Raw genomic sequence first — 22,540 nt, forward strand, 5'->3', positions numbered from 1 at the left:
TTAAAATTAACTTATAAATCAGAAATATCAGCAAAGGGGAAGGCTTTAATGAAGGATGAGAAAAATGTAGAGAATTTAATCTTAATTAAGAAAGCTTTATTACTTGTAGGATTCAAAAAAATCGTAAGGAAGAAGTATTGAATATGTGCTTAAAGAATGTAAAAGTAAAAAAATTATTTAAAATAGACTATCTTTTTATTTTGATAGTCTATTTTTATTAGTTATTTCTCTTTGTTTTTTCATAATTAACAAACATCTCCAACTGTTCCAGTGCCTTTTTGCGTTGTTTTTCAGGCAAATCATTAATGATTTGAAGGATTTCTTGGGCTTCTTTTGTAAGTTGTAGATCTTGGTCTGCTGTTAAATGTGGTGAATCAGATACTCCTAATAGGTAATCAGTAGTAACTTTTAAATGATTTGCTATCTTTTGCAGTGTACGTATACCCGGTTTCTTTTTTCCCTCAACATAATTATAGACCGAAACGTGGCTAACACCAATCGCATCAGCTAACTGTTGTTGGGAAATTCCTTTTCTATCAATCAGCGATTTCAACCTTTCATGATTAAACATATTCCAAGCTCCCTAAAATTTATTTTATATTATTTTATAACATGCTCATTTTATTTTATATTACCTCACTGACATTATATATTAACTATCAGTTAAGTTGGAAGGGGAAATTTTTAAACAATTTTTCAAAAAGGCTTGAACTTAACCTTTGGTTAAGTTATTATGTGTTTAACAACAAAAATAGAAGAGAGGAATTGCATATGAAGACTCTAAAACAGCTACGTGAAGAACGAGGTTATAGGTATAAGGATGTAGCTGAAGCGATTGGTATAACTGAAGTATATTACTGGTATATAGAAAACGGTCAGCGCCGTCCCTATTATGATTTAATTGTAAAGATTGCTGATTTTTTTAAAGTGAAACTAGATGAAATCAAAATTTTTTAATTCTAACTTAACTTATAGTTAAGTGGAGAGCTATGGTTAAAAGGAGAAAAGAAATTATCGTATTTGTTGTAGCGTTTGACAGGTTTACATATCCGATGGGGTGTATAGACAAAAAAATTATGAGGGAGGAATAAAAATGACAAGCACATTAAACAAAATGGGGTTAGATGAAATCATTAAAGAATCCGTTCGTGAAGTTGTCCGTGAAGAAATTCAAGCGGCTTTAGCTTCATTTCGACAACAATCAAAACCAAATAAAGTAATGCGAGTGAAAGAAGCAGCCGCTTACCTTAACATAGCAGTTTGCAGAATGTATGAATTAGCAAATAATCCGCAATTTCCAGTTATCAGAGAAGGGCGCAAGTTACTCTTCTTACAAAAAGATTTGGAAGCATGGTTAGAAGTACAAAAGGCGAGAACAAATGGTAGTTAAAATAGAATTTCAGATTTTTAACAAAATTACCGTTTGATAAATAAGGAGGTGATTTAATGGAAGATACAACATCGTTAGTCATATTTGCAATGTTAATCGCATGTGGTTCATGGTTGCTTTACATCACTTATGAGCCAATAAAACAATGGGCTTGGAGTGATGTGAAACAAAATAAAAAGGCCCACGGCAATGGGTCCTTTCGAAAAAACAAGTTGCTATAAGTATACCACGGAAAACAGGGAAATAGCACATTGGTTTTATAAAAAGGAGTGAAGGCTATGAACAACAAGGTATTACAAATAGGGCAAATAAATTTTCGTGGCAATGTAATAGATCATGGATGGTTTAAAACACTCACGTTAGATAATGGCAAACCTAATATTGTTGCAATTACTGTCTTAGGAGAATTCGTGTATTGGTATAAACCTACTGAAGTAAGAAGTGAAGAGTCTAATCAAGTTCAATACAAGCAAAAGTTCAAGGCAGACATGCTCCAAAAAAGCTATCAACAATTAGCCGATTCGTTTGGATTTACAAAAAGGCAAGTGAAAGAAGCGTGCGATTTTTTAAAAGAACGTGGTCTTATAAAAATTGAATTTAGGACGATTGTTGTTAATGGGACAAGATGCAATAACGTTATGTATGTTGAACCCATACCTGAAATGATTCAAAAAATATCCGTTATGTATTGGGGGAATGACACCCCTCCTACTTTGAAACGTAATAGCCCTATTACATCAGAAAGTAAGAGGGTCTTACATTCTAAAGGAACACCCTCTTACGATGAAACGGAAGAGCCTCTTACATTAGAACGTAAGACAAATACAGAGATTACTACAAATATTACTACAGAGATTACTACAAATATAAATGATGATGATAATGCTACTTCATCTCAAAAATTAATTGATCAAGAATTTAAAATCAGTTACAACTTTTTACTTCAAAAGGGTATTCCGTTAAGTGAAATTGCAATCCAAGAATTGGGTGAGTTTTGTGATAGATTCGGTAATGAATTAATTACTCACGCTGTTAATAAAGCAATTGATGAAAATGTACCAAAGTGGAGATATATCCGTAGTATTTTAAGTAGTTGGGAAAAGGCAAAAGTGAAAACATTAAATGATGTTGCTGCTTTAGATACTCGATTTGAAATGAGTAAGCAAAATAAAAAGCGTACTGGCAAAGGCTTCGTTAGCCGAACTGAAGCTGTACCAGATTGGTTACGTGAACAAGAAAAAGAAAAAGAAAAAGAGGAGCCAATACAGCAACCGCAGCAAACTCCAAGTGATGATCTTGAAGATAGTCAGAAACGTTTTGATGAGATTTTAAACAAATATAAAAATACTAAAGGGGAGTAAGGTATGAAAAATGTTCCGGTTGATAAAAAGCGAGCTTTTATGGACTTCCTGCTAAGGAACGTCTTATCAAAAGGTGATGAAGGGTATCGACTTTTATTTACATTCAATAAATATGACCATTTCACAAAGCGAGTTCAATTTGTTGAAGATGCTAAGGCGTATGCATATGCAATTAAAATTTCAGAAGAATCTTTAGAGGATAACGAGTTCATATTTTTTAAACGGGATGAAATTGTTATGAGTAGTTTCAGTACATTTGAACATTTTGACGAGAATAGAGAGGAAACAATTTACATTCAAATAAATTTCACAGGAAAATACAGCAATAAATTGTATCTGGAAGTAGTTGAAAATGATGACTGTACATTAACGCCATATCTTAATGAAGAAGATCATGCTGAGGTTGATCGATTGCTTAAATATCAACTCATCGATTATGCACTTGATACAAAAAATGAGGAAATGTTTCGTGAACTAGTTTCAAATTAAGGGGGAGTTAAGGATGAAAAACACAGGTATTGTAAGAAAAGTCGACGAGCTAGGGCGTGTATTAATTCCAGTAGAGTTGCGCAGAAGTTTGGGGATTGCTGAAGGCGCAGCGATAGGTTTTCATGTCGAGGGGGAAAACATCGTTTTAAGAAAATCAGAAAAGTCATGTTTTGTAACAGGTAAAGTGTCTGAATCCAACATCGAATTGTTAGGTGGGCGAATGATTTTGAGTAAGGAAGGGGCAAATGAATTGCTCGACCTTCTTCAAAAGTGTGGGATGGCAAATGCCTAAACAACTAAATATTTTTGATGTAGAGCCTGCGATTTGTGAGTTCGATGTAATGAAAGCAAATGTAAAGAGGGGACCTGGTCGGGTTACATATGCAGATGTACGCGTTCATGTTCCCAAGAACGCTAAATGCACGGATGAATTACCACGTACAACTAAACAAGATGATCGTTATGACATCTTTGAACACTATACAATGGCAATTTGGAGATTTCAACGAGCTGTAGATAAGTTTTTTAATTGGGATGCAGCCGAAGAATTGTGTAAGGCAGCAAGGGATAAAAAAGAAATAATCCCGGTACGGATTTACTTAGGCAGTGGATTTAAGCCAGATGTTGTCGAGTACATGAAGTGAGAAAAAGGGAGAGGAACATATGAAAAAAGAGATTGATGTTACAAGTAATAAAGTATATGTGGTTACGGATGGGAAAATCCTTTCTTTTGACCCACCGGCAAGTGGCTTTGGTGAACAAGTTGTAATTTGGGTTAACGGTAAAGTTGGTCATGTTAAAACTACCTCCAATGAAATGATAAAGTAATTAGCTTTTTAAGGGAGTGTTTGAAATGTCGGCTTTTAAAGTTCGAATTGCTTTAGAAGAAGTAGATTTTATTTGGGATCAAAGAGAGGTTTTCCAGTTTCGAGAACTTTGGAATAGTAACTACACACTTTTAGAGATTTCGAAAAGGTTTAAAAGAAAGCAAATAGAAGTGGCGGCACTTATTTTAGATCAAGTGGATAAGTTTAAGATCCGCAAAAGAAAAATGGGTTTAGGAGATATTGGCGACAAGAAAGTTCGGAATAAAAAGAAAAAAGAAATGCCACTATATGTCTACATCGTTTTAGAAGAGGTAAATTTCATTTGGAATGAAAACGATATAGAGCTTTTTAAGGATCTATGGATGAAGCAGCTTGGTATTGAAGTAATAGCAAACAAATTAAGAAGGCATCAAATTGAAATAGCAACATTAATATTGGATCAGTTCGGTTTAGAATACATGCTTAATTGTTTAAAAGATACGAAAAAAAGAGTAGCGTAATTAAATTAGTGAGGGAGCGAATGGAAATGAACTTAACTAAAATATTTGGAATGCAAAAGGTATTGGATACAAGAATTATTAAGGAACATGGATTGGAAGGCAAAAATTTATTTTACAATATGATCCTTGCTTTACAAGTTGAAATAGGAGAGCTTGCAAATGAAACTAGATGTTTTAAGCATTGGAGTAATAAAGGGTCAAGTGAAAAAGAAGTTATTTTGATGGAATATGTTGACGGTTTACATTTCATAGCATCATTAGGCAACGGTATTGGCTTTAATCCTAATGAATATAGTGCGGAATTTTTAAATCACAACGCAAATGTTTTTTCTGCAAGTTCTTTAGTCAGTCAATTCAACAATGTATATGAAGCTGTATCGGAATTTCGTGCAACTCAAGACATTGATCTTTATGAGGAATTATTGTACTCGTTCTTAGGTTTAGGTAAGAAATTAGGATTCACATTTGAAGAGATGGAGCAAAGTTATTACAAGAAGAACGAAGTAAATCATCAACGTCAGAATAACGGGTATTAAACAATGAAAGGTATGTGCATAGATGTGGATCATTCAGCTTTACTGGGAATAAATGAAGAATATTTTTTATTCCCAGCTAAGCCTAATCATTACTATGTCAGCAAATTCGATCGTAAGGAATCGCATTTTGGATGTTATCCAGTAGAGAGGTTTAAAGTGGTGGAGAGCGAGGTTTTGACACCAGAACCGCAAATTAATATGCCTAATTTAGATGAAAGTAAATTCTATAAAGCTCAATTGATTTGGCGAACAAAAGGCTATAAAGATAAACCACTTAAGGAATACATTCTAAAGCCTAAAGGTACACATTGTTTCTTTTGGCATGATCCAGAACGTAAAAAATTATGTGGATGTTTTCCGATACATTGGTTTGCTAATTTTGAGGAATTAGCAGAAGAACTAGAAGAAGTTAAAGAAACACCAAAGCAGGAACTTGTTTCATTGTTAGAAAGACCTGGCGGTCAACTAGCATTCTTTTAAAATTTGAATTTTATAAGAAAAGGGGAATGAGAGACATGAAATGGATGTACAACCTTGATAGTAATAATGAGATTTGGACAAGTGATAAATATGAAACAAAAGAAGAAGCTATTCAAGCAGCTTTAAAAGATTGGACAGATAGAATGGTAGCGGATAGAGCGGCAGTTGATAATGAATTCCAAATTGGGCAATTCAAACAGTATGCGCCATGGATCAATGCAGATGTGTTGCTGGACGAATTGTATGAACGGGCAACCGATGAATGTGGAGAAGTTGCAGAATCTTGGCTTTCAGGTGTACCGATGGAAGAAGGGGAAAAGCTTCAAGAACAAATTAATAAGGTAGTTACAGAATGGCTCAAAGGAATAAATGAGCATCCTAGCTTTGGTTCAATTGAAAATATTGAAACGTTAGATGCTAGCAAAATTGAATATAAAGAAAACTAAACACAAGCGTTATTTTGTAGAAAAGTAGGTGGTGCAGTGGGATATACGTTCATATTTTTACTAGGTTGGATTATAGGTTTACTAACAGGTCTGACTGAAAGATTATCAGACAAAATAAAGAAAAATAGGAAAGAGGAATGGAAAATGACTGAACTAGATTTGTATAAATTTTGCGAAGACAAGGAAATGGATTGGCGTGGAGATCAACTTATTATTTGGCTTTACTTCTCCGAATTAGAAGATTTTACAGATTTAGTTGGTCATGAACATTTCGATGAAGGTGGTATGGAAGTGAATCTAAAAAGCAATTGTATTGCATTTGACTTATGTGAGGTTTGTGAAGAGTGGGAGATAGAGCCGGAAAGAATTTTAAAGAAAGAAAACTAAACAAAATAGTTATTTTATGATGGGAAAATAAAAGAACCCGTTTATAACAAACGGATTCTTTCCACAAGGTGTGCAAGAAATTCAAGGTAACTGAATCAGAGCCACCTGTGGAATTTCTTGTGATAATACTGTATGCAAAGGAAGCAATAAGGTTAATGAATTTTAAACGAAATTCTTATTTGGAAATTAAAGAGCGCCTTGAGAGGAAGGCGCTCTGACCAAAACTAATGTTGAAAAAGGATACCCAAGATATTGTATGTATGTTTTTTAGATAGGTGAAATTTTATAACTAAATCCTTATTTAAACGGAAAAAGAGCGCCCGGGAAAGCGCTCTTTGACCAAGAGTCTTATCGAAAAGTGAGAATTTAAAATGTACAGCAATATATCATATGTATGTTTTGAGTGAAGGTGAAAATTTCAAGTAAACAAAAAAGAGCGCTAATCAAGGGCGCTCTTTACACCTAATTATAATGGAGGTGACGAGCTCACATTATACAGTATTAAAGTATGTAAAAGTATGAAATTGGTGAATGTATTCAAACAAAATCGTTATTTGAAAATAAATAAAAAAGAGGGCACACATATAAGTGTGCTCCTAGACTAAAAGGTTTGAACTTATGGAATGGAGTGTCTCCATACAATAACATATGCTTGTTTGATTAAAAGGTGAAAAGTTTCTAACAAAAACGCTATTTTATTAGAAAAGGAGAATGAAAATGGTGGTCCAGTTAGTTCACGAACAAACATATAAAAGTCAGTATGATTTAGAAAATGCAGTAGAAAAATTCTACGATAGTCTCCCAGAAGAATTCGGAATGTTAGAGGACGAGGATATCAAGAAATTCGATCATATAAGCGGAGTATTTGAGGCGACGGCCGTAATGGAGAATGGTTTGAAATTGAAGATAGAAATATTCTTTGCGGATGATGCAGACGAAGATGAATCATGGGTTTGTAAAGCTTATCAAGTAGCTAAATAAAAACTTCATTTTAGTAGAAAAGGAGAATTAACTATGAAGATGCTCGATCTCTTTTCAGGAATCGGAGGAATAAGTTTAGCAGCTGATTGGGCTGGCATTGAAACAGCAGCATTTTGCGAGATCGAGCCATTCAATCAGAAGGTATTAAATAAGCATTGGCCTACAGTACCAATCTTTTCAGATATACGAACACTTACAAAACAATCATTAGTAGAACGGGGTGTTGATGTTGGAACAATTGACGTTGTGGCAGGAGGATTCCCTTGCCAGCCTTACAGTGTTGCCGGGAAGCAAAAAGGCAAAGAAGATGACCGCGACCTCTGGCCAGAAATGTTTAGGATTATTGAAGAAATCAGACCCACTTGGGTTGTTGGCGAAAACGTTGCTAACTTCGCAAACATGGAGCTCGACAGAACGTTATTTAACTTGGAAAGCATCGGTTACAAAGGGAAATCGTTTATTATACCAGCTTGTGCCGTCGGTGCCAGACATAAAAGAAACCGCATATTCATTGTTGCCTACTCCGAGAGCGAATCTGGTGCAGCCAGTATTGAACGAGAAGATAGCCAAAAGGAACAAAGGGAATTTAGAAGAATGGGTAGCGAAACAAATATTCTTCCCTACACCTCAAGCGTCAGACAACAGGGACAGAGGAAACCTATCCATGTGCGTTTCAACGGAGAGTGGGAAGTTGAACCCGACGTGGGTAGAGTGGCTAATGGGATGGACAGACTTAGAAGTTTAGGAAATGCGGTCGTGCCACAATAGATCTATCCGATATTTGAAGCGATAGCAAAGATTGAAGGTTTATTATAAAAATTTCATTTTATAAAAAAAGAGAAGCACCCTGATTAAGTGCTTCTCTCAATGCCAATACATAATACCTATCCCATTATAAGGTATATGCGTCGGATATTACATTTATAATGAATTTTAATTATGTTGAGAAGTTTTGTACTAAAAAAGAGCACCTTCGAACAGTGCTCTTCCTCGGAGTGAATATAAACCATTTAAGCAGGCTCTATGAAGGTGTATTGAAAAGTGTTCAATACAAAGTATGTTACTTCATAAAAAAGGTGCTGAAAAATGAAAAAAAGCAGCTAGCAAAAGCTAACTGCTCGGCCCCTATGTTAAAAAATGATGCTAAGTGTAAGGTTGATTCGTGACAAATGGAGCCTATGTCTATTATTAACGAAACGCTGAATTTTATTCAAGGAGGAACGGATATGAAATACTTTGAGTTTAATAAGCATGAATATTATGCGTTAATTGCAGTGGATGGAGATGCGGATAAAGCAATTAAAGTATATGTAGAAAATGTTGGAGGTGATAGTGTAGAACAGGTTAAAGAAGAAGGACTCCCTTTAGAAATCACTAGAGAACAAGCTCTCGAGATATTTATAAACACACTAAATGCAATATGTTCAAATGAGAAAAAACATAAATGGGAAGAAGAATTTAATGAATATAAAGATGCTCCAATTATAATCGACGGTTCATTAATATAAAAGAGCAGCTAGCAAAAGCTAACTGCTTCATACAAAAAGAGTGAAGAAGTACTGGACAATTAAAGGAGTTTTGGCTTATCGCCTGTGTATAGTATGTGTTTAATATTAAGGAATATACAGATGTATCACAATGAAAAAAGAGCACCTTTGAACAGTGCTCTTTCCTGGAGTGAATAGTCAAATGAGCCGATAAAGAAAGGTGCATCAAAAATACTCTATATAAATTATTCGTTTTCGCATAAAAGGTGCTGAATTTAAAAGAGCAGTCAGCAAAAAAACTAACTGCTCAGCCTTTAGAGAAAGGGAGGAATAAATGGGTATATAAAAATTCCTCCATTTACAGTATTAACGGAATATTGAGTTTTATTCAAGGGATAGAGGGAAATGAATCATTTTAGTTTGTTACTACTTGATCTTGGTCAGCGACATCAGAATCAAATGTGTTTGTTGCACTAACGCCGTTAAAGGTATTAACAATAAAAGCGGCATTAGTTGCGCCTGAACCATTGTAAGATTTTTGATTATCTTTTGGAGAAACATTATAAAAATCTCCTAAATTGAAAGAACCGTTACTATTTTGTACGACAAGGTTTCCAAGAATAGATGGCATATTTTTCACCTACTTTCTTAGGAAGTATTTAAATTAGTATATGGTGCATGTGTCTAGATGTTCATTTTGAATCTAAGAGTTTAAAGGTATTGCTGGTGAAAACTTAATAAAATAATCTTTTTGTAGAAAAGAGGAAATAAAAAAGAACGCCTTTTAAAGGCGCTCTTTGGTGAATCACTACATCATTCATATGATGTTAATGTTTGTGAGTCATGAACAAATGAATGATTCGAAAAGTAAGGATTCTATGTACTGTATGTAATGCTTTAAAATTTAGTGCAGAAAAGTAGAAAAATAATTAGCGGGAAGTATCTATTCCCTTTAGTCATGGTAAATAAACAGAGTGTGCCTGTATTATTAATATAATTTTGGATAAGAAAAATGAAAAGAACGCCTTTTAAAGACGCTCTTTGGTGAATCACTACATCATTCATATGATGTTAATGTTTGTGAGTCATGAACAAATGAATGATTCGAAAAGTAAGGATTCTATGTACTGTATGTAATGCTTTAAAATTTGGTGCAGAAAAGTAGAAAAATAATTAGCGGGAAGTATCTATCCCCTTTAGTCATGGTAAATAAACAGAGTGTGCCTGTATTATTAATATAATTTTGGATAAGAAAAATGAAAAGAACGCCTTTTAAAGACGCTCTTTGGTGAATCACTACATCATTCATATGATGTTAATGTTTGTGAGTCATGAACAAATGAATGATTCGAAAAGTAAGGATTCTATGTACTATATGCAATGTTTTAAAAAATTGTGTGGAAAAATGAAAAAATAATTAGTTGGCAGCGTTTAAGTGATTTTTTGAAAAATAAACGTTTATATTAGGGGATTAATCTAAGCACTAAATATATCCGTACGTATAATTATAATATGTGAGTTGTGAACGTAATCAACTTGAATTTTCAACTTGATTATTAGTAGCTATTTTTATTCTAAGGAAAATTCAGGTGCCAAGATATTTATTGGTATTAAAACAGAATAATTCTTAGTTTAAAAATATTCTCTCAAAATATTAAATAAGGAGGAAACAAATGAATAGTAATAATTGTTTTGGTCACAATCATTGCAATCCAATTGTTTTTACGTCAGACTGCTGTAATAATCCACAAACAGTACCAATTAATAGTCAGCAATTGGGTCAACTAATAACTTTATTAAACTCATTAATAACAGCTATCGCCGCATTCTTTGCAGATCCAAGTGATGCAAATAGATTAACATTACTCAATTTATTTACTCAACTATTAGATTTACTAAACTCGTTACCACCATCTCCAGAAGGTAATTATTTAAAACAATTAATTCAAAGCATAATAACTTTACTACAATCTCCAAACCCAGACCTAGGTCAATTAGCATCGTTGTTACAACAATTTTATAGTGCGCTTGCACCATTCTTCTTCTCATTAATTCTTGACCCTGCAAGTTTACAACTCCTATTAAACTTATTAACTCAATTAATTGGTGCTACTCCAGGAGCAGGAGCGACAGGTCCAACAGGAGCAACGGGGGCGACAGGCCCGACAGGTCCAGCAGGGACTGGTGGTGGAGCAGGTCCAACAGGAGACACAGGTCCAGCAGGTCCGACGGGTCCAACAGGAGACACAGGTCTAGCAGGTCCGACGGGTCCAACAGGGGACACAGGTCTAGCAGGTCCGACGGGTCCAACAGGAGACACAGGTCCAGCAGGTCCGACGGGTCCAACAGGAGACACAGGTCTAGCAGGTCCGACGGGTCCAACAGGAGACACAGGTCTAGCAGGCCTGACAGGTCCAACAGGAGACACAGGTCTAGCAGGCCCGACAGGTCCGACAGGAGACACAGGTTTGGCAGGCCCGACAGGTCCAACAGGAGCAACAGGAGCAACAGGAGCAACAGGAGGTGCGGGAGCAGGGTCCATCATTCCTTACGCATCTGGAATTCCAGCAGTACTAGTAACGGTTCTTGGAGGGCTAGCTGATACAGGGACAGTTCTAGGGTTTGGAAATTCGTTTGTTGGTGTTCAAGTAGGTGGTGGCTCAATCAACTTAAGTCCATTAATTACTGATTTTGCATTTGTGGCACCTCGAGCGGGTACAATTACTTCATTAGCCGGCTTCTTCAGTGCAACAGCAGCAATATCTTTACTAGGTAACGTGCAAATTGAATTGCAATTGTACAGCGCACCAGCGACAAGCAATACCTTTACTCCAGTAGGTACACCGTTGTTATTAGCTCCAGCATTGAATATTATTAATATTGGTACTACTTCGACGGGTATAAGTGCACAAGCGATTCCGGTAGCTGCACAAGACAAAATATTATTAGTTGTTTCTACAAATACACTTGGTTTAAGTTTAGCCTCTGTTATTGCAGGATTTGTGAGTGCAGGTATTACATTCGAATAGTATTTAATATATGTCTTGGTTAAAAAATTAGTTGTAAAAAGAGGTTGTCAAAAAGTATTTATAGAATTACTTTTAAAGACAATCTCTTTTTATATGAATTCTATATTTAGCTGTATGAATTTTTGTTAATTTGTATACTTAGTAAATCAATTGAACAGCTTGAAAAGTAAGGTTAAATGTATAATAATTATGTTGAAGAAAGTTTTATATTATGAATTTACTTAGTCAAAGAAAATAAGGAATAAATATAAAAAAGAATAAAGTTCGGCTAGAAAACTAGAGGACACCAATTCATTAAAGCGGCAATTAAAGCTGTTTTAGGAATGGGTGTCCTTTTTATTTTGAAAAGGGAGATGGGGAAATGAAGGTGTTAAAGGATTAGTTACGTGAGTGGAAAAAGCAATCCAAATCAGCAAAGAAGAAATGCAAGAAAAAGCGAAAAGAGAAATTTAGTACTCGTGAAATTGAAGAGTTAATGGGAGTTCATGGACCACGTTATGAACACAGACGTGAAGCAGTAAGACAAAAATAATAACAATGGAGGAATTTAATATGAATAAACAATTATCATTTAAAATGCCTGTTTTAGATGAAGAAGAGACAAAAAATGAAGTTGAAAAAGTATTTGAGGAGTATCGTATGTATTTATCTCAAATGCCAAGTGACATTTTACCAAAAGTAACTCCATCGTATTCAATTGTTCCTCCATCCGTAACAAATGAATTCAACAGTTCTACAGAAAACATAGCGATTGAAAGGCTACAATATGAAATGGCTAGAGATAAATTTATGAATTGGGTTCATAGAGCTGTAAACAGATTGCCAAAAAGAGAAAGACAGATCATTCATATGTATTATATGGAAGAAGAGAAGGGCTATGATCCGCACATAATGGATGAAGTGAGATTGGGTAGAACTACGTATTATAAAGTGAAAGGGAAAGCTTTATTACGTTTAGCTTTCAGTTTGCGAAAAGAAGTGTATAAACAGAAGGCACAAACTGAAGAGGTAGAAGTAGTATGAACATTGTACAGCCGATAAGAGACAAAGAAATGATTAAAGAACTAAAAGAATATTTCAAGGAACAGAATGAACGTAATTACATTCTGTTTCTTCTTGGTATTAATACAGGATTACGTATTTCAGATATTCTACGCTTGCGAGTACGTGACGTTGAAGGATGGAATATTTTTATTCGTGAAAAGAAAACGAATAAAATTAAAGATGTAAAGATGCCATCTGATTTAAAGAAAGCATTAAGAGATTATACAAAAGGAAAACCAAAGAATGAATTTCTCATCAAAAGTAGGAATGGTAAGAACAAGCCAATTACGAGATCGATGGCATACGTCATATTGAATCAAGCAGCGCAGGAATTTGGATTAGAACGTATTGGGACTCATTCACTTAGAAAGACATATGGGTATCATCATTATAAACAGTTTAAAGATGTAGTTGCTTTACAACAAATGTTAAATCACACAGATCAGAAAGAGACATTAAGATATATAGGAATCCAACAAGATACATTAAATGATTATCAAAGGAAATTTAGAATCTAATTCTTTTATTTTTTTATCACTTATTGAATTAGCTTTAAACTGAAAGTGTCAAATTCATTTTGATGAAATGCCAGAAAGCTTGATAGCTCTAAGAAAAAACAGGATAGGCTAACTCAACACAATCCAGGTTATAGCTAATTCATTTCTTAGGATTAAAGAACATATTTATTCAAAACTATGCGAAAAGAGGCTGAAAAACGATGAAAAAAAGCACAAGAAGTAATGATGGGTTAAATTGCGGTGTAGTCATTTATGATGAAGTGGAACAGAATTTACGAGAAACATTGCGGGCTAATATTGAAGCAAGACGAGAATATTTCACTCCAATTATTAACGGTACAGGAAAGGGCATTCAATTAATAGGAGGTATTAATTGGAGTTCTGGTAAAGATTGGTCAGTCATAGTAAGAAACCCAAGATTGTTAACTGAAGAGAAAGAAAATAAAAAACGCGAACTATTCGTGAACTATCTGCGGACTATTTGCGAACGATTTACGGATACGTTTTGGTTTTTAACATGATATATTTGTATTGTGAGAAGTGGCGGAAAACACAACTCACTATGTTGTTCTTATATTTCTAAACGGTTCGTAATGACGGCACATAAAATCCGAAACCAGCAGATGGTACTGATTGGATGTTACCGTTAATAAGGAGAGCTTTTGCTCTTCTTTGAGCTAACAACATTCTAGGTAGACAGAATTAGGAGAACCTGATAAGTTTTCCGAGGATGTCTGTCGTGGTTGTTAGCTGAAAGAATAATAAAACTTCACATACCGTAATTTAATTGTAAATAATTGATCTTAAAGCATCCATTGGGGTGCTTTTTATTTTGGAGGAGGATGAAAGATGGATAAAGAAAACTTAAGTCTCATTGAACAAACCATTCTTATTAATAAAAGGAGAGAAATTTATAAAGAACTTATAAAGCTTGCTCATTTAATAAAAGATAAGAAACATGACATTAAGTTGATGGCAGGAATGTTCCTTTGTGAAGGTCAGAGTGTGGTGGAAGATTTTCTGATTGATGTTATAACAACAAATGAACTGCCTTCGGATATTGTTTTGTCGAAGGAAACGGAACAGTATTTATTAACAAAAGGAATTAAAGAGTTATTGAAGACACCTCGTGAAATCGATGCGGAAAAGTTAGCTGAAAGAATTCATGAATCGGTGATTGCAAGAGGAGTGAAAGCGAATGAATTTCAATAAGCTCGAAAAAGCAATGATTGTCGCAATAATTCTTAAAGCTCTTCGTAGTAAGAAGAAAATTAAACAATATGTTGGATTAGAAAAGTTACCGGATGTAATTAAAGTGTTAGATGAATTGCAAATGGATACAACGTTTGAAGATAGAGAAGAAGCTATAACAAGTGCAATCAATAAGTTGATGGATGATTTGTTAGAGAAGGATAAGAGGTGAGGTAATGAAAGATGAAGTTAAGTCTCGATTAAAGGAGTTCTATGAATTATATAAAGAATGTGAAGTAATCAGCAATCGGATTCAACATAATTGGGAATCGATAAAGGAACTGGCAAGAGCTTTCATGCAATGTCTTGATTATGAATATGAACCTACAACACCTAAACAAATATACGGATATATTAAACATAGTGTAATGAAGTCACAGGTGTGGGATCGTAAGCCTAGATGCATAAGAGCAAGGACGGTGTGTTAATAATGGACTATATTAAGCTCATTAGAGAAGGTAAGCTTATGAAATTCTATAAGTCTAAAGAGTGGAGAGCACTAAGGCTCAAGGCTCTACAGCGTGATAATCACGAATGTCAAATGTGTAAGTCGAAAGGTAAATATAAGCCTGCTGAGAATGTGCATCATCTTAAAGAGGTGAAGACACATCCATACTTAGCAATGAATTTAGATAACCTACAATGCTTATGCATTCGATGTCACAATGAAGTACATGATCGATTGGATAAAGTCGATAAGAAGGTACCTAAGTTCATTAATGAGGAACGATGGTAGCTATGATTATTGTGGATGGTAGTTGGGCATTCGATACTGACTTAATGATTCAATACGCTGAGAAGGACGAGCGTACGTCATATGAACGCGACATGCTTAATCAGTTCCGAAAGTATTCTTATTGGCGTTACTGTCAGATAAGAGACTGTGTGAACCCAAGGAAGTGCAAGAGACTTAAACTTACTGATGTTAGAAAAAGATTACAAGAAGATGAGAATTTAATATTTACTACAGACGTTCTAAAGATTTCTAGTAAAGAAGTCTTTTTTATTTTGGATTTTATTGAAGGATACTTTGAATTAGTTTCTTAAACAGCCCCCCGGTCAAAAGTTTTTGTTTTTATTTGGAGGACCATTCAACGGGGGGAGGAGATGGGAAAAAATATTTTTTGAGATATCAAATTAAGAGGGGGGGTACATGTGCAAAAACTATCAAAGAAAGCACAAATCAAACAAGATTTATTACAACAATTGGAAAATGCTAATTTGAATGGTATGCACTATGTTGACCTTGTCGACGATTACATAACATTGTTCGATACGAAAAACAAATTAGCGAGAGAAATTAAAAAGAATGGACCAATGATTGAATGGCAGAATAGTGAAAGCCAAAAGGGAATGAAAGCTAATCCAGCTACGAAAGAATTTCGTGAAACCAATAAGCGTATGACGGACTTATTAAAAGTGCTTGGTTTAAAAGAACCTGTATACGATGGAAGTAATGATGACGATGATGTCTAAGCAATCGGCAACATACCATCCATATATCGATGAATATATGAGTATGGTAGAAAGTGGTCAAATCAAATCGTGTAAAGAACAAAAATTATTAATGAAATATGTTCGGAAAATATTAAGTCGAGACGACATCTACTTCAATGCTAAAGCAGCAGAAGATTCTATTAGTGTTCCTGCTAAATATTTTCCGTTTGAATTATTCCTATGGCAAAAGTTTTTAAATGCATTGATGTATGGCGTACGCTTCAAAAAAGATGATCGTATTGTATTTGATGAAGTTTTAATATTGATGGGGCGTGGTGGCGGTAAAACAGGTTATATGGCATATGATTCTTTTTATATGATGACCGGACATCATGGTATTAATAATTACGATATTGATGTAGTTGCAACCAGTGAAGATCAAGCGAAGAGAACATTTACTGATGTATATAATGTTATAAATACGCCATCTTTTAAAGAGAAGTTTAAAAAAATCTTTAAATGGACATTAGAAGAAATTCAACATAAAAAAACAAATTCAGTGATGAATTATAACACTTCCAACTCTCGGACAAAAGACGGTAAACGTACTGGATGTGTAATTTTTGATGAGGCACATGAATACGAAAATTACGATAATATCAATGTTTATACAAGTGGTCAAGGTAAAGTAAGAGGTTCCCGAATCATTTACACCACAACAGATGGACACGTAAGAGGTGGGCCACTTGATGATTTAAAAGAAACAGCAAAATTAATTTTATCTGGCGAGATTGAAGATATTCATTTTTTACCATTCATTTGTAAGTTAGATAGTGAAGATGAGGTCGATGATCCAGCAAATTGGGAGAAAGCGAATCCTTCTTTACCATACAATGATGAGTTAAAAATAAAAATGAAACGGGAATACCAAAAAATGCAACGTAATTCGAAATTGCGAGTCGAATTTATGACAAAGCGTATGAATATCCCGATTTCAAATATCTTAGAAACAGTTTGTACCTGGGATGAATTAGAGCGAACAAATCAATCAATACCAGATTTATCTGGACTTGAATGTATTGGTGCTGTGGATTTCGCACAAGTACGAGATTTTTGTGGAATGGGTCTATTATTTAAAAAAGATAATAAACGATATTGGTTACATCATTCCTTTATTAATCAAGTTGCACTAGATATTCAAGATATAAATATGGATGTTATCCGAGAAGCAGAAGCAAAAGAATTATGTACCATTATTCGAACTGAAAAATCTATTGATCCACACCGGGTTAAAAATTGGTTCTTAGAAATGGCTAAGAAATATAGAATCAAAAAGATTTGTATGGACTCGCACCGTGCAAGTGTATTAGGACCTGTACTTGAAGAAGCGGGTTTTGAAGTTGGAATTGTAAGAAGGGGACATATTACGCATTCAAAATTATCACCACTTGTTGATGATTTATTTATTAATGGAAAGTTAGTATTTGGTGATGACTTATTAATGCGTTGGTATGTATGGAACACTTTCAAGGATAATAAAAACAATGGGAATATCGAATATGCAAAGATTGATCCAGAGAAGCGGAAAACAGATGGTTTTCACGCTTTTTTACATGCTCTTAATTTAGATAGTGAATTGAAAGAATCTAATGTTTTAACAAAAGAGAATGTTAGAAAAATATTTAAATCATTTAATGTGTAAAAGGTGGTGAGTATATGGGATTAAGAGATTGGGTAAGAGGTTTTTTGGAAGCAGGAAGACTCTGACTTTAGATTCATGTTTTTATGAGTTAGGAGTTGACTATTTCTATAAAAAGTTAGCTGTAGAAAGTTGTATTGATTTAATTGCAAATGCTTTAACGAGGTGTGAATTTCAAACCTTTGAAAAAGGGAAAGAAAAACGTGGTGAAAATCATTATTTATTAAATGTGCAACCAAATCAAAATCAAAATGCATCGGAATTTATGCATAGTTTGGTAAATCATCTAATCATGGAAAATGAATGTGTAGTTATTATGCAAAATGAGCAATTGTATATTGCAGATTCTTTTCATGTTAATAAGTTTGCATTAAAAGAAAATATATATAATGACATAACTGTAGGTGAGCTTACTTTTGAAAAATCATTTAATGAATCAGAAGTGTTTCACTTTAAACTCAACGATCGTAATATTATGCAAATTATAGATGGAATGTATAGTAGTTTTGGGAAATTGCTTGCATCTTCAATTGATTATTATAAAAGAAAGAATAATAAACGTTTGTTAATCAAAGGGGATTTTTTAAGGCCGCAAGATCCAGAAACGCAGGCAGCGATTGATGAAATGTTTGAGGGACAGTTAAAAAATTGGTTTAATGCTGATAAAGTAGGTTCAGCTTTTCAATTACAAGATGGCTATACAATTGAAGACATGAGTGATAGTAAAAATGGTGTAGCAAATAACAGTACGAGTCGTGATATTAGTGATTTGATCAATGACATATTTAACTATGTAGCAGTTGCTTTTCATGTCCCTATAGGGATTTTAAAAGGTGATGTAGCGGACATTGAAAAGCAATTGGATTCGTTCTTAGCTTTTTGCATTAATCCAATTGCTGAATTGATCCAAGATGAATTTAACCGAAAGATGTACAGTAAAAAAGAATATATAGACCGCACATATTTAAAGATTGATACAACAAAAATTAAGGTTGTTGATATTACGAAACTAGCAACAGCATTAGATAAGCTCTTTGCAATCGGTGGTTTATCTATTAATGACATTTTAATTATTCTTGGTAGAGAGCCCATTGAAGAAGAATGGGCAAATAAGCGCTTTGTTACAAAGAATTATCAAGAAGCTGATTCTTTGGAGGGAGGTGAAAAGAATGAGACGTTATAAAAATGAACAGTATAATCATCTAGTTAATGTTCAACATGCCTTTAAGGCAGAAGCAAAAGCTGATTCACTGGACATAACGATTTATGGTGATATTGGTGAATCATGGTGGAGTGATTCTACATCAGCGGTTGATATTGAGAAAACATTGAAAGCTACTTCGGCAAATGTTATTAATATCAATCTGAATAGCCCTGGCGGGGATGTATTTGATGGGATCGCGATTTATAACCAACTTAAAAACCATTCGGCTAAAATCGTTATTAACGTAGATGGACTGGCAGCAAGCGCCGCATCTATTATTGCGATGGCAGCAGACGAATTAATTATGAATACAGGTTCTATGTTAATGATTCATGAAGCTTCTACATGGACGTGGGGGACAAAACTAGATATTCGTAAGACATTGAATGCTCTTGAGGGAATTGACAAATCGCTTGCGGATATTTATATGACTCGTTATCAAGGAGAACGTTCAGAAATTGAGACAATGATTGCGAATGAAACATGGTTTACCGCAAATGAGGCAGTAGAAATTGGATTGGCTCATAAGGTAAATGAACAGGTAGAAGATGATGATGATGTGGTAGATCCAGAGGAATTTAAAAATAATGTACTTCAGAAATTCCGAAATAAAAATAAACAGCAGAATGAACCAGTAGTAGCAAGTGCAACTTCAAATTTATTAAGTAAATTCAAGCGCGCGTAAAGCAGTGCTTTTTTTATTGGAAAAAATCAGGAGGTAATAAAATGACGATTAAAAATTTAGATCGAAGTGTAATTGAAAATAAGGAATCGCAAATCACGAATGTAAAAGAAGCGCTTGAAAATGGTGATGCGCAAGCTGTTGCTGAACGTATTGTGGCAAACATGGAAGGAAATATGCAGCATATTCAAGACATGATGAATGGTATTATTAACGAAGCGCAACAAGCAAAAGACGAGAAATGGGATGCTCAAGTATTGGCCGCTCGTGGTGTGCGTGCTTTAACAAATGAAGAACAGAAATTTTACAATGCCGCTATTGAGGTGCAGTCATTTGATGAAGTGACAAAATTAATGCCACCAACAATTTTCGAACGAGTTTTTGAAGACCTTGAAAAAGAGCATCCACTATTATCTTTAATTAATTTCCAAACAACTGGAGCTACTACGCAATGGGTACTACGTAAAGAGGGTGCAAGTGTAGTATTTTGGGGAGATGTTTGTGATAACATCAAGGAAATGACAGACGAAGGATTCTATACAGTAGATCAAGGGATGTTTAAACTAAGTGGATTCCTAGTTGTATGTAAAGCGATGTTTGAATTGGGACCAAGCTGGTTAGATAAATATGTTCGTACATTCATGAAAGAAGTTGTAGCAGAAGAATTAGAAAATGTTGTTGTTAGCGGAACAGGAAAGAAACAACCAATTGGTATGATTAAAGACCTAAAAGGTGCTGTAACGGATGGTATTTATCCAGACAAAGAGCCTGTTGTATTAAAGGATTTTAGCCCAACTACAATTGGTAAAGAGATTTTAGCGCCAACAACTAAAAAAGGGACACGCCGCTATACTGGCGTCACTTTAATCGTGAATCCGTTAGACTATGCAACGAAATTTTTCCCGATTGGTGCAAAACGTAAAGACGATGGTACTTGGACTTATGATAATTTTGGCGTTTCAGGATTAACGATGGTTCAATCACCAGCGGTGCCATTAAATCGAATGATTTCCGGAAAACCTAAAGATTACTTTATGGGTGTTGGTAGTGAGCAAAAATTAGAATCAACTGATGTTCTTCGTATGGTCGAAGATCAACGATTATATCTCATTCGCCAACTTGCGAATGGACGCCCACTGGATCATGATTCATTCACAATATTTGATATTACAGCGCTAGAACCGAAGGAGGGAACTCCAACACCCTAATTCCTCCTCTCCTGTTGAAGAGAGGAATTATTCGGCATTAACGAAGGTAGAGATTCAATCTCTACTAAATCAAAGCGGCATTGAATACAAGGCTAATGCAACGAAAGCGGAATTAATCACTTTATTAGAAGGTGATACGAATGGATAATCTTTTGCAAGAATTAAAAGACGTTCTTAAAATCACATGGAATGAAGAGGATGCTAGTTTAATAAAACTTTTGGAAAAAGGAGAGGCGTATTTGTTGGGTTTAACAAATGCGTCTTTTGATTTTTCAAAGGAGCTAACCCCGAAAGATTTGCTATTAGAGCGTTGCAGGTATGTTTATAACAATGCAGGTGATGAGTTTGAAAAAAATTATAAAAAAGAATTATCCAGGCTTATTTTAGATGTGGCTTTAGGAAAAGTTGGTGTAATCAATGGCTCTAAAATCGTATAGAGAAACTTTAAATGATGGATTTCTACAATACGGATATAAAAAAACAGAGCGTTCAGAAGAGGGAAAAAGAATAGGTGAGAAGTTTCGTGAAGAAGGAAAGCTTGCCTATAAAGTGATGTCTTTACGGGACAGTGATTACAAAATGGTGGGCGTTTTAACAACGGGATTAGACTTAAAAGTTAAAACACTGTATCCACCTTCCTTTAGAAAGATAAATAAAAATAAACTTAAGGTATTAATGGATGGAATCGAATATGACGTGATTAAAGTGGATCATGATTCTAACAAACAATACCTTTTCTTTTATTTGCAGCAGGCGGTGAAATCTCGTGAATGAAAAATCTAAAAAGCTTATGAAGGAGCAGAGAAGTGGTGTTAAAAAAGCTCTTGAAGACGGATTTAAGCTTTTAGTTGTTGAGGATGAACTAGCAGAAGATGAGGAATCACAGTTAACAGAGGAGGGGTACAACTGTTTTATTTTGGAATATGGTGAGTTTCGGCCATCTTCAAATGAGCGTACAATTTCTCAAAGTATATACGTTAGTTATTTATCGGAAAATCAATCGAATTTAGATGAGCAAGTCATTGACATTATTTCGTGGGTTGGCAAGGTGAAAATGGTATCCTTTGTAGTTTCTAAAAGCGATCGCCTTCAAGTGAAAGATACAGATCGTTTTATTGATCGTGTTGTTTTTACATTTAAGAGGGTGATTCCAATTGAGTGCATTTGAGCTTGATTATGAAGCGATTGAAAAGCTTGAAGAAAAAATGCGGTTATTACCAAATAAGATGGAACCTACAATCAATACCATCCTCCACACGGACGGTATACGAATTGCAATAGAAGAGATTACAAAGCTGATTCCGGTATCTCGTTCTAAATGGAGTGTCCGAAATAAGACACATGCCAAAGATAGCAACTGGTCAAAAAGTGAAAAGATGAATTTAGGTTTTAGGATATTGGCCCGTGGTGGAGCAGCCAATAAAAAAGGTTCGTTTGGATATCTAGTTTTCCCAAACGAAGGTAGAGGGTCTCACAATCCTTTAGAGCAAAGATTTGCGGAGCGTGGGATACAAAATGCCAGACCAAGAATTTTAGAAGAACTACATGTAGGTATAGATAAATTATTAGAGGAGGAATTATAAA

The 22,540-nt window shown here is 34.6% G+C and carries 35 protein-coding genes and 2 pseudogenes; 35 read left to right on the top strand and 2 right to left on the bottom strand.

The features are described from left to right. Positions 1-217: 217 nt before the first annotated feature. A complete protein-coding gene (locus tag JFU02_RS08025; protein WP_000481768.1) occupies positions 218-571 on the bottom strand; it encodes a helix-turn-helix domain-containing protein in 354 nt (117 codons plus the stop codon). A gap of 200 nt (positions 572-771) precedes the next feature. Here JFU02_RS08025 and JFU02_RS08030 point away from each other — a divergent pair, with 200 nt between their 5' ends. The 16 genes from JFU02_RS08030 to JFU02_RS08105 all read left to right on the top strand — a co-directional run bounded on the left by JFU02_RS08030 (position 772) and on the right by JFU02_RS08105 (position 8,905). Continuing rightward, positions 772-957, top strand: coding sequence for a helix-turn-helix domain-containing protein (locus tag JFU02_RS08030; RefSeq protein WP_000854264.1), 186 nt, complete (start codon positions 772-774; stop codon positions 955-957). Positions 958-1,114: 157 nt separating this feature from the next. Next, complete coding sequence (locus JFU02_RS08035) at positions 1,115-1,390, top strand: helix-turn-helix domain-containing protein (protein WP_041487944.1); 276 nt, start codon at positions 1,115-1,117, stop codon at positions 1,388-1,390. A 56-nt stretch (positions 1,391-1,446) separates the two neighbouring features. After that, the gene (locus JFU02_RS08040; RefSeq protein WP_000390306.1) at positions 1,447-1,611 is read left to right on the top strand and encodes a hypothetical protein; all 165 of its coding nucleotides are present in this window, start codon (positions 1,447-1,449) and stop codon (positions 1,609-1,611) included. A gap of 57 nt (positions 1,612-1,668) precedes the next feature. Further along, a complete protein-coding gene (locus JFU02_RS08045; RefSeq protein ID WP_201070654.1) occupies positions 1,669-2,751 on the top strand; it encodes a DnaD domain-containing protein in 1,083 nt (360 codons plus the stop codon). A 3-nt stretch (positions 2,752-2,754) separates the two neighbouring features. After that, positions 2,755-3,240, top strand: coding sequence for a YpiB family protein (locus tag JFU02_RS08050; RefSeq protein WP_201070657.1), 486 nt, complete (start codon positions 2,755-2,757; stop codon positions 3,238-3,240). A gap of 13 nt (positions 3,241-3,253) precedes the next feature. After that, a complete protein-coding gene (locus JFU02_RS08055; RefSeq protein ID WP_201070659.1) occupies positions 3,254-3,532 on the top strand; it encodes an AbrB/MazE/SpoVT family DNA-binding domain-containing protein in 279 nt (92 codons plus the stop codon). Beyond that, positions 3,525-3,884, top strand: coding sequence for a cell division protein SepF (locus JFU02_RS08060; protein WP_086423721.1), 360 nt, complete (start codon positions 3,525-3,527; stop codon positions 3,882-3,884). The genes JFU02_RS08055 and JFU02_RS08060 overlap by 8 nt, the downstream gene beginning before the upstream one ends. 19 nt (positions 3,885-3,903) lie before the next feature. Continuing rightward, a complete protein-coding gene (locus JFU02_RS08065) occupies positions 3,904-4,068 on the top strand; it encodes a DUF3954 domain-containing protein (RefSeq protein ID WP_002066822.1) in 165 nt (54 codons plus the stop codon). Between the two features lie 25 nt (positions 4,069-4,093). Further along, the gene (locus JFU02_RS08070; protein ID WP_201070662.1) at positions 4,094-4,567 is read left to right on the top strand and encodes a sugar ABC transporter substrate-binding protein; all 474 of its coding nucleotides are present in this window, start codon (positions 4,094-4,096) and stop codon (positions 4,565-4,567) included. Positions 4,568-4,587: 20 nt separating this feature from the next. Beyond that, positions 4,588-5,103 carry a dUTP diphosphatase gene (locus JFU02_RS08075; protein ID WP_201070665.1) on the top strand — a complete coding sequence of 172 codons (516 nt, stop codon included), beginning with the start codon at positions 4,588-4,590 and terminating at the stop codon, positions 5,101-5,103. A gap of 3 nt (positions 5,104-5,106) precedes the next feature. Further along, the gene (locus JFU02_RS08080; RefSeq protein WP_201070668.1) at positions 5,107-5,583 is read left to right on the top strand and encodes a hypothetical protein; all 477 of its coding nucleotides are present in this window, start codon (positions 5,107-5,109) and stop codon (positions 5,581-5,583) included. Between the two features lie 35 nt (positions 5,584-5,618). Continuing rightward, a complete protein-coding gene (locus JFU02_RS08085) occupies positions 5,619-6,029 on the top strand; it encodes a hypothetical protein (RefSeq protein ID WP_142346347.1) in 411 nt (136 codons plus the stop codon). A 36-nt stretch (positions 6,030-6,065) separates the two neighbouring features. Then, positions 6,066-6,416 (top strand): hypothetical protein, encoded by a 351-nt coding sequence (locus JFU02_RS08090; protein ID WP_242488072.1) that lies wholly within the window; start codon positions 6,066-6,068, stop codon positions 6,414-6,416. A 717-nt stretch (positions 6,417-7,133) separates the two neighbouring features. After that, a complete protein-coding gene (locus JFU02_RS08095) occupies positions 7,134-7,397 on the top strand; it encodes a hypothetical protein (protein WP_086406220.1) in 264 nt (87 codons plus the stop codon). A gap of 33 nt (positions 7,398-7,430) precedes the next feature. Continuing rightward, a complete protein-coding gene (locus JFU02_RS08100) occupies positions 7,431-8,165 on the top strand; it encodes a DNA cytosine methyltransferase (protein WP_201070671.1) in 735 nt (244 codons plus the stop codon). Between the two features lie 458 nt (positions 8,166-8,623). Next, positions 8,624-8,905, top strand: coding sequence for a hypothetical protein (locus JFU02_RS08105; RefSeq protein ID WP_201070675.1), 282 nt, complete (start codon positions 8,624-8,626; stop codon positions 8,903-8,905). Positions 8,906-9,299: 394 nt separating this feature from the next. On the opposite strand, the gene JFU02_RS08110 is transcribed toward JFU02_RS08105, so the two are convergent. Next, positions 9,300-9,515, bottom strand: coding sequence for a spore germination protein (locus JFU02_RS08110; protein ID WP_201070678.1), 216 nt, complete (start codon positions 9,513-9,515; stop codon positions 9,300-9,302). 1,042 nt (positions 9,516-10,557) lie between these two features. On the opposite strand from JFU02_RS08110, the gene JFU02_RS08115 reads away from it, so the two are divergent. The 19 genes and pseudogenes from JFU02_RS08115 (at position 10,558) to JFU02_RS08205 (ending at position 22,539) form a co-directional block, all read left to right on the top strand. Continuing rightward, positions 10,558-11,913, top strand: a complete 1,356-nt coding sequence (locus tag JFU02_RS08115) for an exosporium glycoprotein BclB-related protein (RefSeq protein ID WP_201070681.1) — start codon at positions 10,558-10,560, stop codon at positions 11,911-11,913. 552 nt (positions 11,914-12,465) lie between these two features. Next, positions 12,466-12,936, top strand: a complete 471-nt coding sequence (locus tag JFU02_RS08120; protein WP_201070686.1) for an ArpU family phage packaging/lysis transcriptional regulator — start codon at positions 12,466-12,468, stop codon at positions 12,934-12,936. Next, positions 12,933-13,475 carry a site-specific integrase gene (locus JFU02_RS08125; protein ID WP_086406157.1) on the top strand — a complete coding sequence of 181 codons (543 nt, stop codon included), beginning with the start codon at positions 12,933-12,935 and terminating at the stop codon, positions 13,473-13,475. Before JFU02_RS08120 ends, JFU02_RS08125 begins: the two co-directional genes overlap by 4 nt. A gap of 200 nt (positions 13,476-13,675) precedes the next feature. Next, positions 13,676-13,996 (top strand): hypothetical protein, encoded by a 321-nt coding sequence (locus tag JFU02_RS08130; RefSeq protein ID WP_242488073.1) that lies wholly within the window; start codon positions 13,676-13,678, stop codon positions 13,994-13,996. Between the two features lie 328 nt (positions 13,997-14,324). After that, positions 14,325-14,687 (top strand): hypothetical protein, encoded by a 363-nt coding sequence (locus JFU02_RS08135; RefSeq protein WP_201070687.1) that lies wholly within the window; start codon positions 14,325-14,327, stop codon positions 14,685-14,687. Next, a complete protein-coding gene (locus JFU02_RS08140) occupies positions 14,674-14,898 on the top strand; it encodes a hypothetical protein (RefSeq protein ID WP_201070690.1) in 225 nt (74 codons plus the stop codon). The genes JFU02_RS08135 and JFU02_RS08140 overlap by 14 nt, the downstream gene beginning before the upstream one ends. Positions 14,899-14,902: 4 nt before the next feature. Beyond that, positions 14,903-15,154, top strand: a complete 252-nt coding sequence (locus JFU02_RS08145) for a hypothetical protein (protein WP_201070692.1) — start codon at positions 14,903-14,905, stop codon at positions 15,152-15,154. 38 nt (positions 15,155-15,192) lie between these two features. Beyond that, positions 15,193-15,462 carry an HNH endonuclease gene (locus JFU02_RS08150; protein WP_242488074.1) on the top strand — a complete coding sequence of 90 codons (270 nt, stop codon included), beginning with the start codon at positions 15,193-15,195 and terminating at the stop codon, positions 15,460-15,462. 2 nt (positions 15,463-15,464) lie between these two features. Further along, positions 15,465-15,773, top strand: a complete 309-nt coding sequence (locus tag JFU02_RS08155; RefSeq protein WP_201070762.1) for a hypothetical protein — start codon at positions 15,465-15,467, stop codon at positions 15,771-15,773. 108 nt (positions 15,774-15,881) lie between these two features. Beyond that, complete coding sequence (locus tag JFU02_RS08160; RefSeq protein ID WP_001170969.1) at positions 15,882-16,202, top strand: P27 family phage terminase small subunit; 321 nt, start codon at positions 15,882-15,884, stop codon at positions 16,200-16,202. Next, positions 16,186-17,865, top strand: a complete 1,680-nt coding sequence (locus JFU02_RS08165) for a terminase TerL endonuclease subunit (RefSeq protein ID WP_242488077.1) — start codon at positions 16,186-16,188, stop codon at positions 17,863-17,865. The genes JFU02_RS08160 and JFU02_RS08165 overlap by 17 nt, the downstream gene beginning before the upstream one ends. A 14-nt stretch (positions 17,866-17,879) precedes the next feature. Further along, a pseudogene (locus JFU02_RS08170) lies at positions 17,880-19,045 on the top strand (phage portal protein). Then, positions 19,032-19,751: a head maturation protease, ClpP-related gene (locus JFU02_RS08175; RefSeq protein WP_201070698.1), complete on the top strand. Its 720-nt coding sequence runs from the start codon at positions 19,032-19,034 to the stop codon at positions 19,749-19,751. Before JFU02_RS08170 ends, JFU02_RS08175 begins: the two are co-directional and overlap by 14 nt. A 41-nt stretch (positions 19,752-19,792) precedes the next feature. Next, positions 19,793-20,956 (top strand): phage major capsid protein, encoded by a 1,164-nt coding sequence (locus JFU02_RS08180; protein WP_201070701.1) that lies wholly within the window; start codon positions 19,793-19,795, stop codon positions 20,954-20,956. 31 nt (positions 20,957-20,987) lie between these two features. Then, positions 20,988-21,104, top strand: a pseudogene (locus JFU02_RS32730) (hypothetical protein); the annotation flags it as partial. Then, positions 21,097-21,393 (top strand): hypothetical protein, encoded by a 297-nt coding sequence (locus tag JFU02_RS08190; protein ID WP_076775023.1) that lies wholly within the window; start codon positions 21,097-21,099, stop codon positions 21,391-21,393. The pseudogene JFU02_RS32730 and the gene JFU02_RS08190, both read left to right, overlap by 8 nt. After that, the gene (locus tag JFU02_RS08195; protein WP_153602403.1) at positions 21,374-21,730 is read left to right on the top strand and encodes a phage head closure protein; all 357 of its coding nucleotides are present in this window, start codon (positions 21,374-21,376) and stop codon (positions 21,728-21,730) included. The genes JFU02_RS08190 and JFU02_RS08195 overlap by 20 nt, the downstream gene beginning before the upstream one ends. Further along, a complete protein-coding gene (locus tag JFU02_RS08200) occupies positions 21,723-22,124 on the top strand; it encodes a hypothetical protein (protein WP_001003329.1) in 402 nt (133 codons plus the stop codon). The genes JFU02_RS08195 and JFU02_RS08200 overlap by 8 nt, the downstream gene beginning before the upstream one ends. Then, positions 22,111-22,539: a hypothetical protein gene (locus JFU02_RS08205; RefSeq protein ID WP_001272094.1), complete on the top strand. Its 429-nt coding sequence runs from the start codon at positions 22,111-22,113 to the stop codon at positions 22,537-22,539. Before JFU02_RS08200 ends, JFU02_RS08205 begins: the two co-directional genes overlap by 14 nt. Position 22,540: the final 1 nt, after the last annotated feature.

The sequence above is a fragment of the Bacillus sp. TH13 genome (genome assembly GCF_016651175.1).
GTDB lineage: Bacteria > Bacillota > Bacilli > Bacillales > Bacillaceae_G > Bacillus_A > Bacillus_A thuringiensis_S.

Coding starts and splice junctions, on each gene's coding strand:
- JFU02_RS08025 (WP_000481768.1), bottom strand. CDS start 571: ATGTTTAATCATGAAAGGTTGAAATCGCTGATTGATAGAAAAGGAATT.
- JFU02_RS08030 (WP_000854264.1), top strand. CDS start 772: ATGAAGACTCTAAAACAGCTACGTGAAGAACGAGGTTATAGGTATAAG.
- JFU02_RS08035 (WP_041487944.1), top strand. CDS start 1,115: ATGGGGTTAGATGAAATCATTAAAGAATCCGTTCGTGAAGTTGTCCGT.
- JFU02_RS08040 (WP_000390306.1), top strand. CDS start 1,447: ATGGAAGATACAACATCGTTAGTCATATTTGCAATGTTAATCGCATGT.
- JFU02_RS08045 (WP_201070654.1), top strand. CDS start 1,669: ATGAACAACAAGGTATTACAAATAGGGCAAATAAATTTTCGTGGCAAT.
- JFU02_RS08050 (WP_201070657.1), top strand. CDS start 2,755: ATGAAAAATGTTCCGGTTGATAAAAAGCGAGCTTTTATGGACTTCCTG.
- JFU02_RS08055 (WP_201070659.1), top strand. CDS start 3,254: ATGAAAAACACAGGTATTGTAAGAAAAGTCGACGAGCTAGGGCGTGTA.
- JFU02_RS08060 (WP_086423721.1), top strand. CDS start 3,525: ATGCCTAAACAACTAAATATTTTTGATGTAGAGCCTGCGATTTGTGAG.
- JFU02_RS08065 (WP_002066822.1), top strand. CDS start 3,904: ATGAAAAAAGAGATTGATGTTACAAGTAATAAAGTATATGTGGTTACG.
- JFU02_RS08070 (WP_201070662.1), top strand. CDS start 4,094: ATGTCGGCTTTTAAAGTTCGAATTGCTTTAGAAGAAGTAGATTTTATT.
- JFU02_RS08075 (WP_201070665.1), top strand. CDS start 4,588: ATGGAAATGAACTTAACTAAAATATTTGGAATGCAAAAGGTATTGGAT.
- JFU02_RS08080 (WP_201070668.1), top strand. CDS start 5,107: ATGAAAGGTATGTGCATAGATGTGGATCATTCAGCTTTACTGGGAATA.
- JFU02_RS08085 (WP_142346347.1), top strand. CDS start 5,619: ATGAAATGGATGTACAACCTTGATAGTAATAATGAGATTTGGACAAGT.
- JFU02_RS08095 (WP_086406220.1), top strand. CDS start 7,134: ATGGTGGTCCAGTTAGTTCACGAACAAACATATAAAAGTCAGTATGAT.
- JFU02_RS08100 (WP_201070671.1), top strand. CDS start 7,431: ATGAAGATGCTCGATCTCTTTTCAGGAATCGGAGGAATAAGTTTAGCA.
- JFU02_RS08105 (WP_201070675.1), top strand. CDS start 8,624: ATGAAATACTTTGAGTTTAATAAGCATGAATATTATGCGTTAATTGCA.
- JFU02_RS08110 (WP_201070678.1), bottom strand. CDS start 9,515: ATGCCATCTATTCTTGGAAACCTTGTCGTACAAAATAGTAACGGTTCT.
- JFU02_RS08115 (WP_201070681.1), top strand. CDS start 10,558: ATGAATAGTAATAATTGTTTTGGTCACAATCATTGCAATCCAATTGTT.
- JFU02_RS08120 (WP_201070686.1), top strand. CDS start 12,466: ATGAATAAACAATTATCATTTAAAATGCCTGTTTTAGATGAAGAAGAG.
- JFU02_RS08125 (WP_086406157.1), top strand. CDS start 12,933: ATGAACATTGTACAGCCGATAAGAGACAAAGAAATGATTAAAGAACTA.
- JFU02_RS08130 (WP_242488073.1), top strand. CDS start 13,676: ATGAAAAAAAGCACAAGAAGTAATGATGGGTTAAATTGCGGTGTAGTC.
- JFU02_RS08135 (WP_201070687.1), top strand. CDS start 14,325: ATGGATAAAGAAAACTTAAGTCTCATTGAACAAACCATTCTTATTAAT.
- JFU02_RS08140 (WP_201070690.1), top strand. CDS start 14,674: ATGAATTTCAATAAGCTCGAAAAAGCAATGATTGTCGCAATAATTCTT.
- JFU02_RS08145 (WP_201070692.1), top strand. CDS start 14,903: ATGAAAGATGAAGTTAAGTCTCGATTAAAGGAGTTCTATGAATTATAT.
- JFU02_RS08150 (WP_242488074.1), top strand. CDS start 15,193: ATGAAATTCTATAAGTCTAAAGAGTGGAGAGCACTAAGGCTCAAGGCT.
- JFU02_RS08155 (WP_201070762.1), top strand. CDS start 15,465: ATGATTATTGTGGATGGTAGTTGGGCATTCGATACTGACTTAATGATT.
- JFU02_RS08165 (WP_242488077.1), top strand. CDS start 16,186: ATGACGATGATGTCTAAGCAATCGGCAACATACCATCCATATATCGAT.
- JFU02_RS08175 (WP_201070698.1), top strand. CDS start 19,032: ATGAGACGTTATAAAAATGAACAGTATAATCATCTAGTTAATGTTCAA.
- JFU02_RS08180 (WP_201070701.1), top strand. CDS start 19,793: ATGACGATTAAAAATTTAGATCGAAGTGTAATTGAAAATAAGGAATCG.
- JFU02_RS08190 (WP_076775023.1), top strand. CDS start 21,097: ATGGATAATCTTTTGCAAGAATTAAAAGACGTTCTTAAAATCACATGG.
- JFU02_RS08195 (WP_153602403.1), top strand. CDS start 21,374: ATGGCTCTAAAATCGTATAGAGAAACTTTAAATGATGGATTTCTACAA.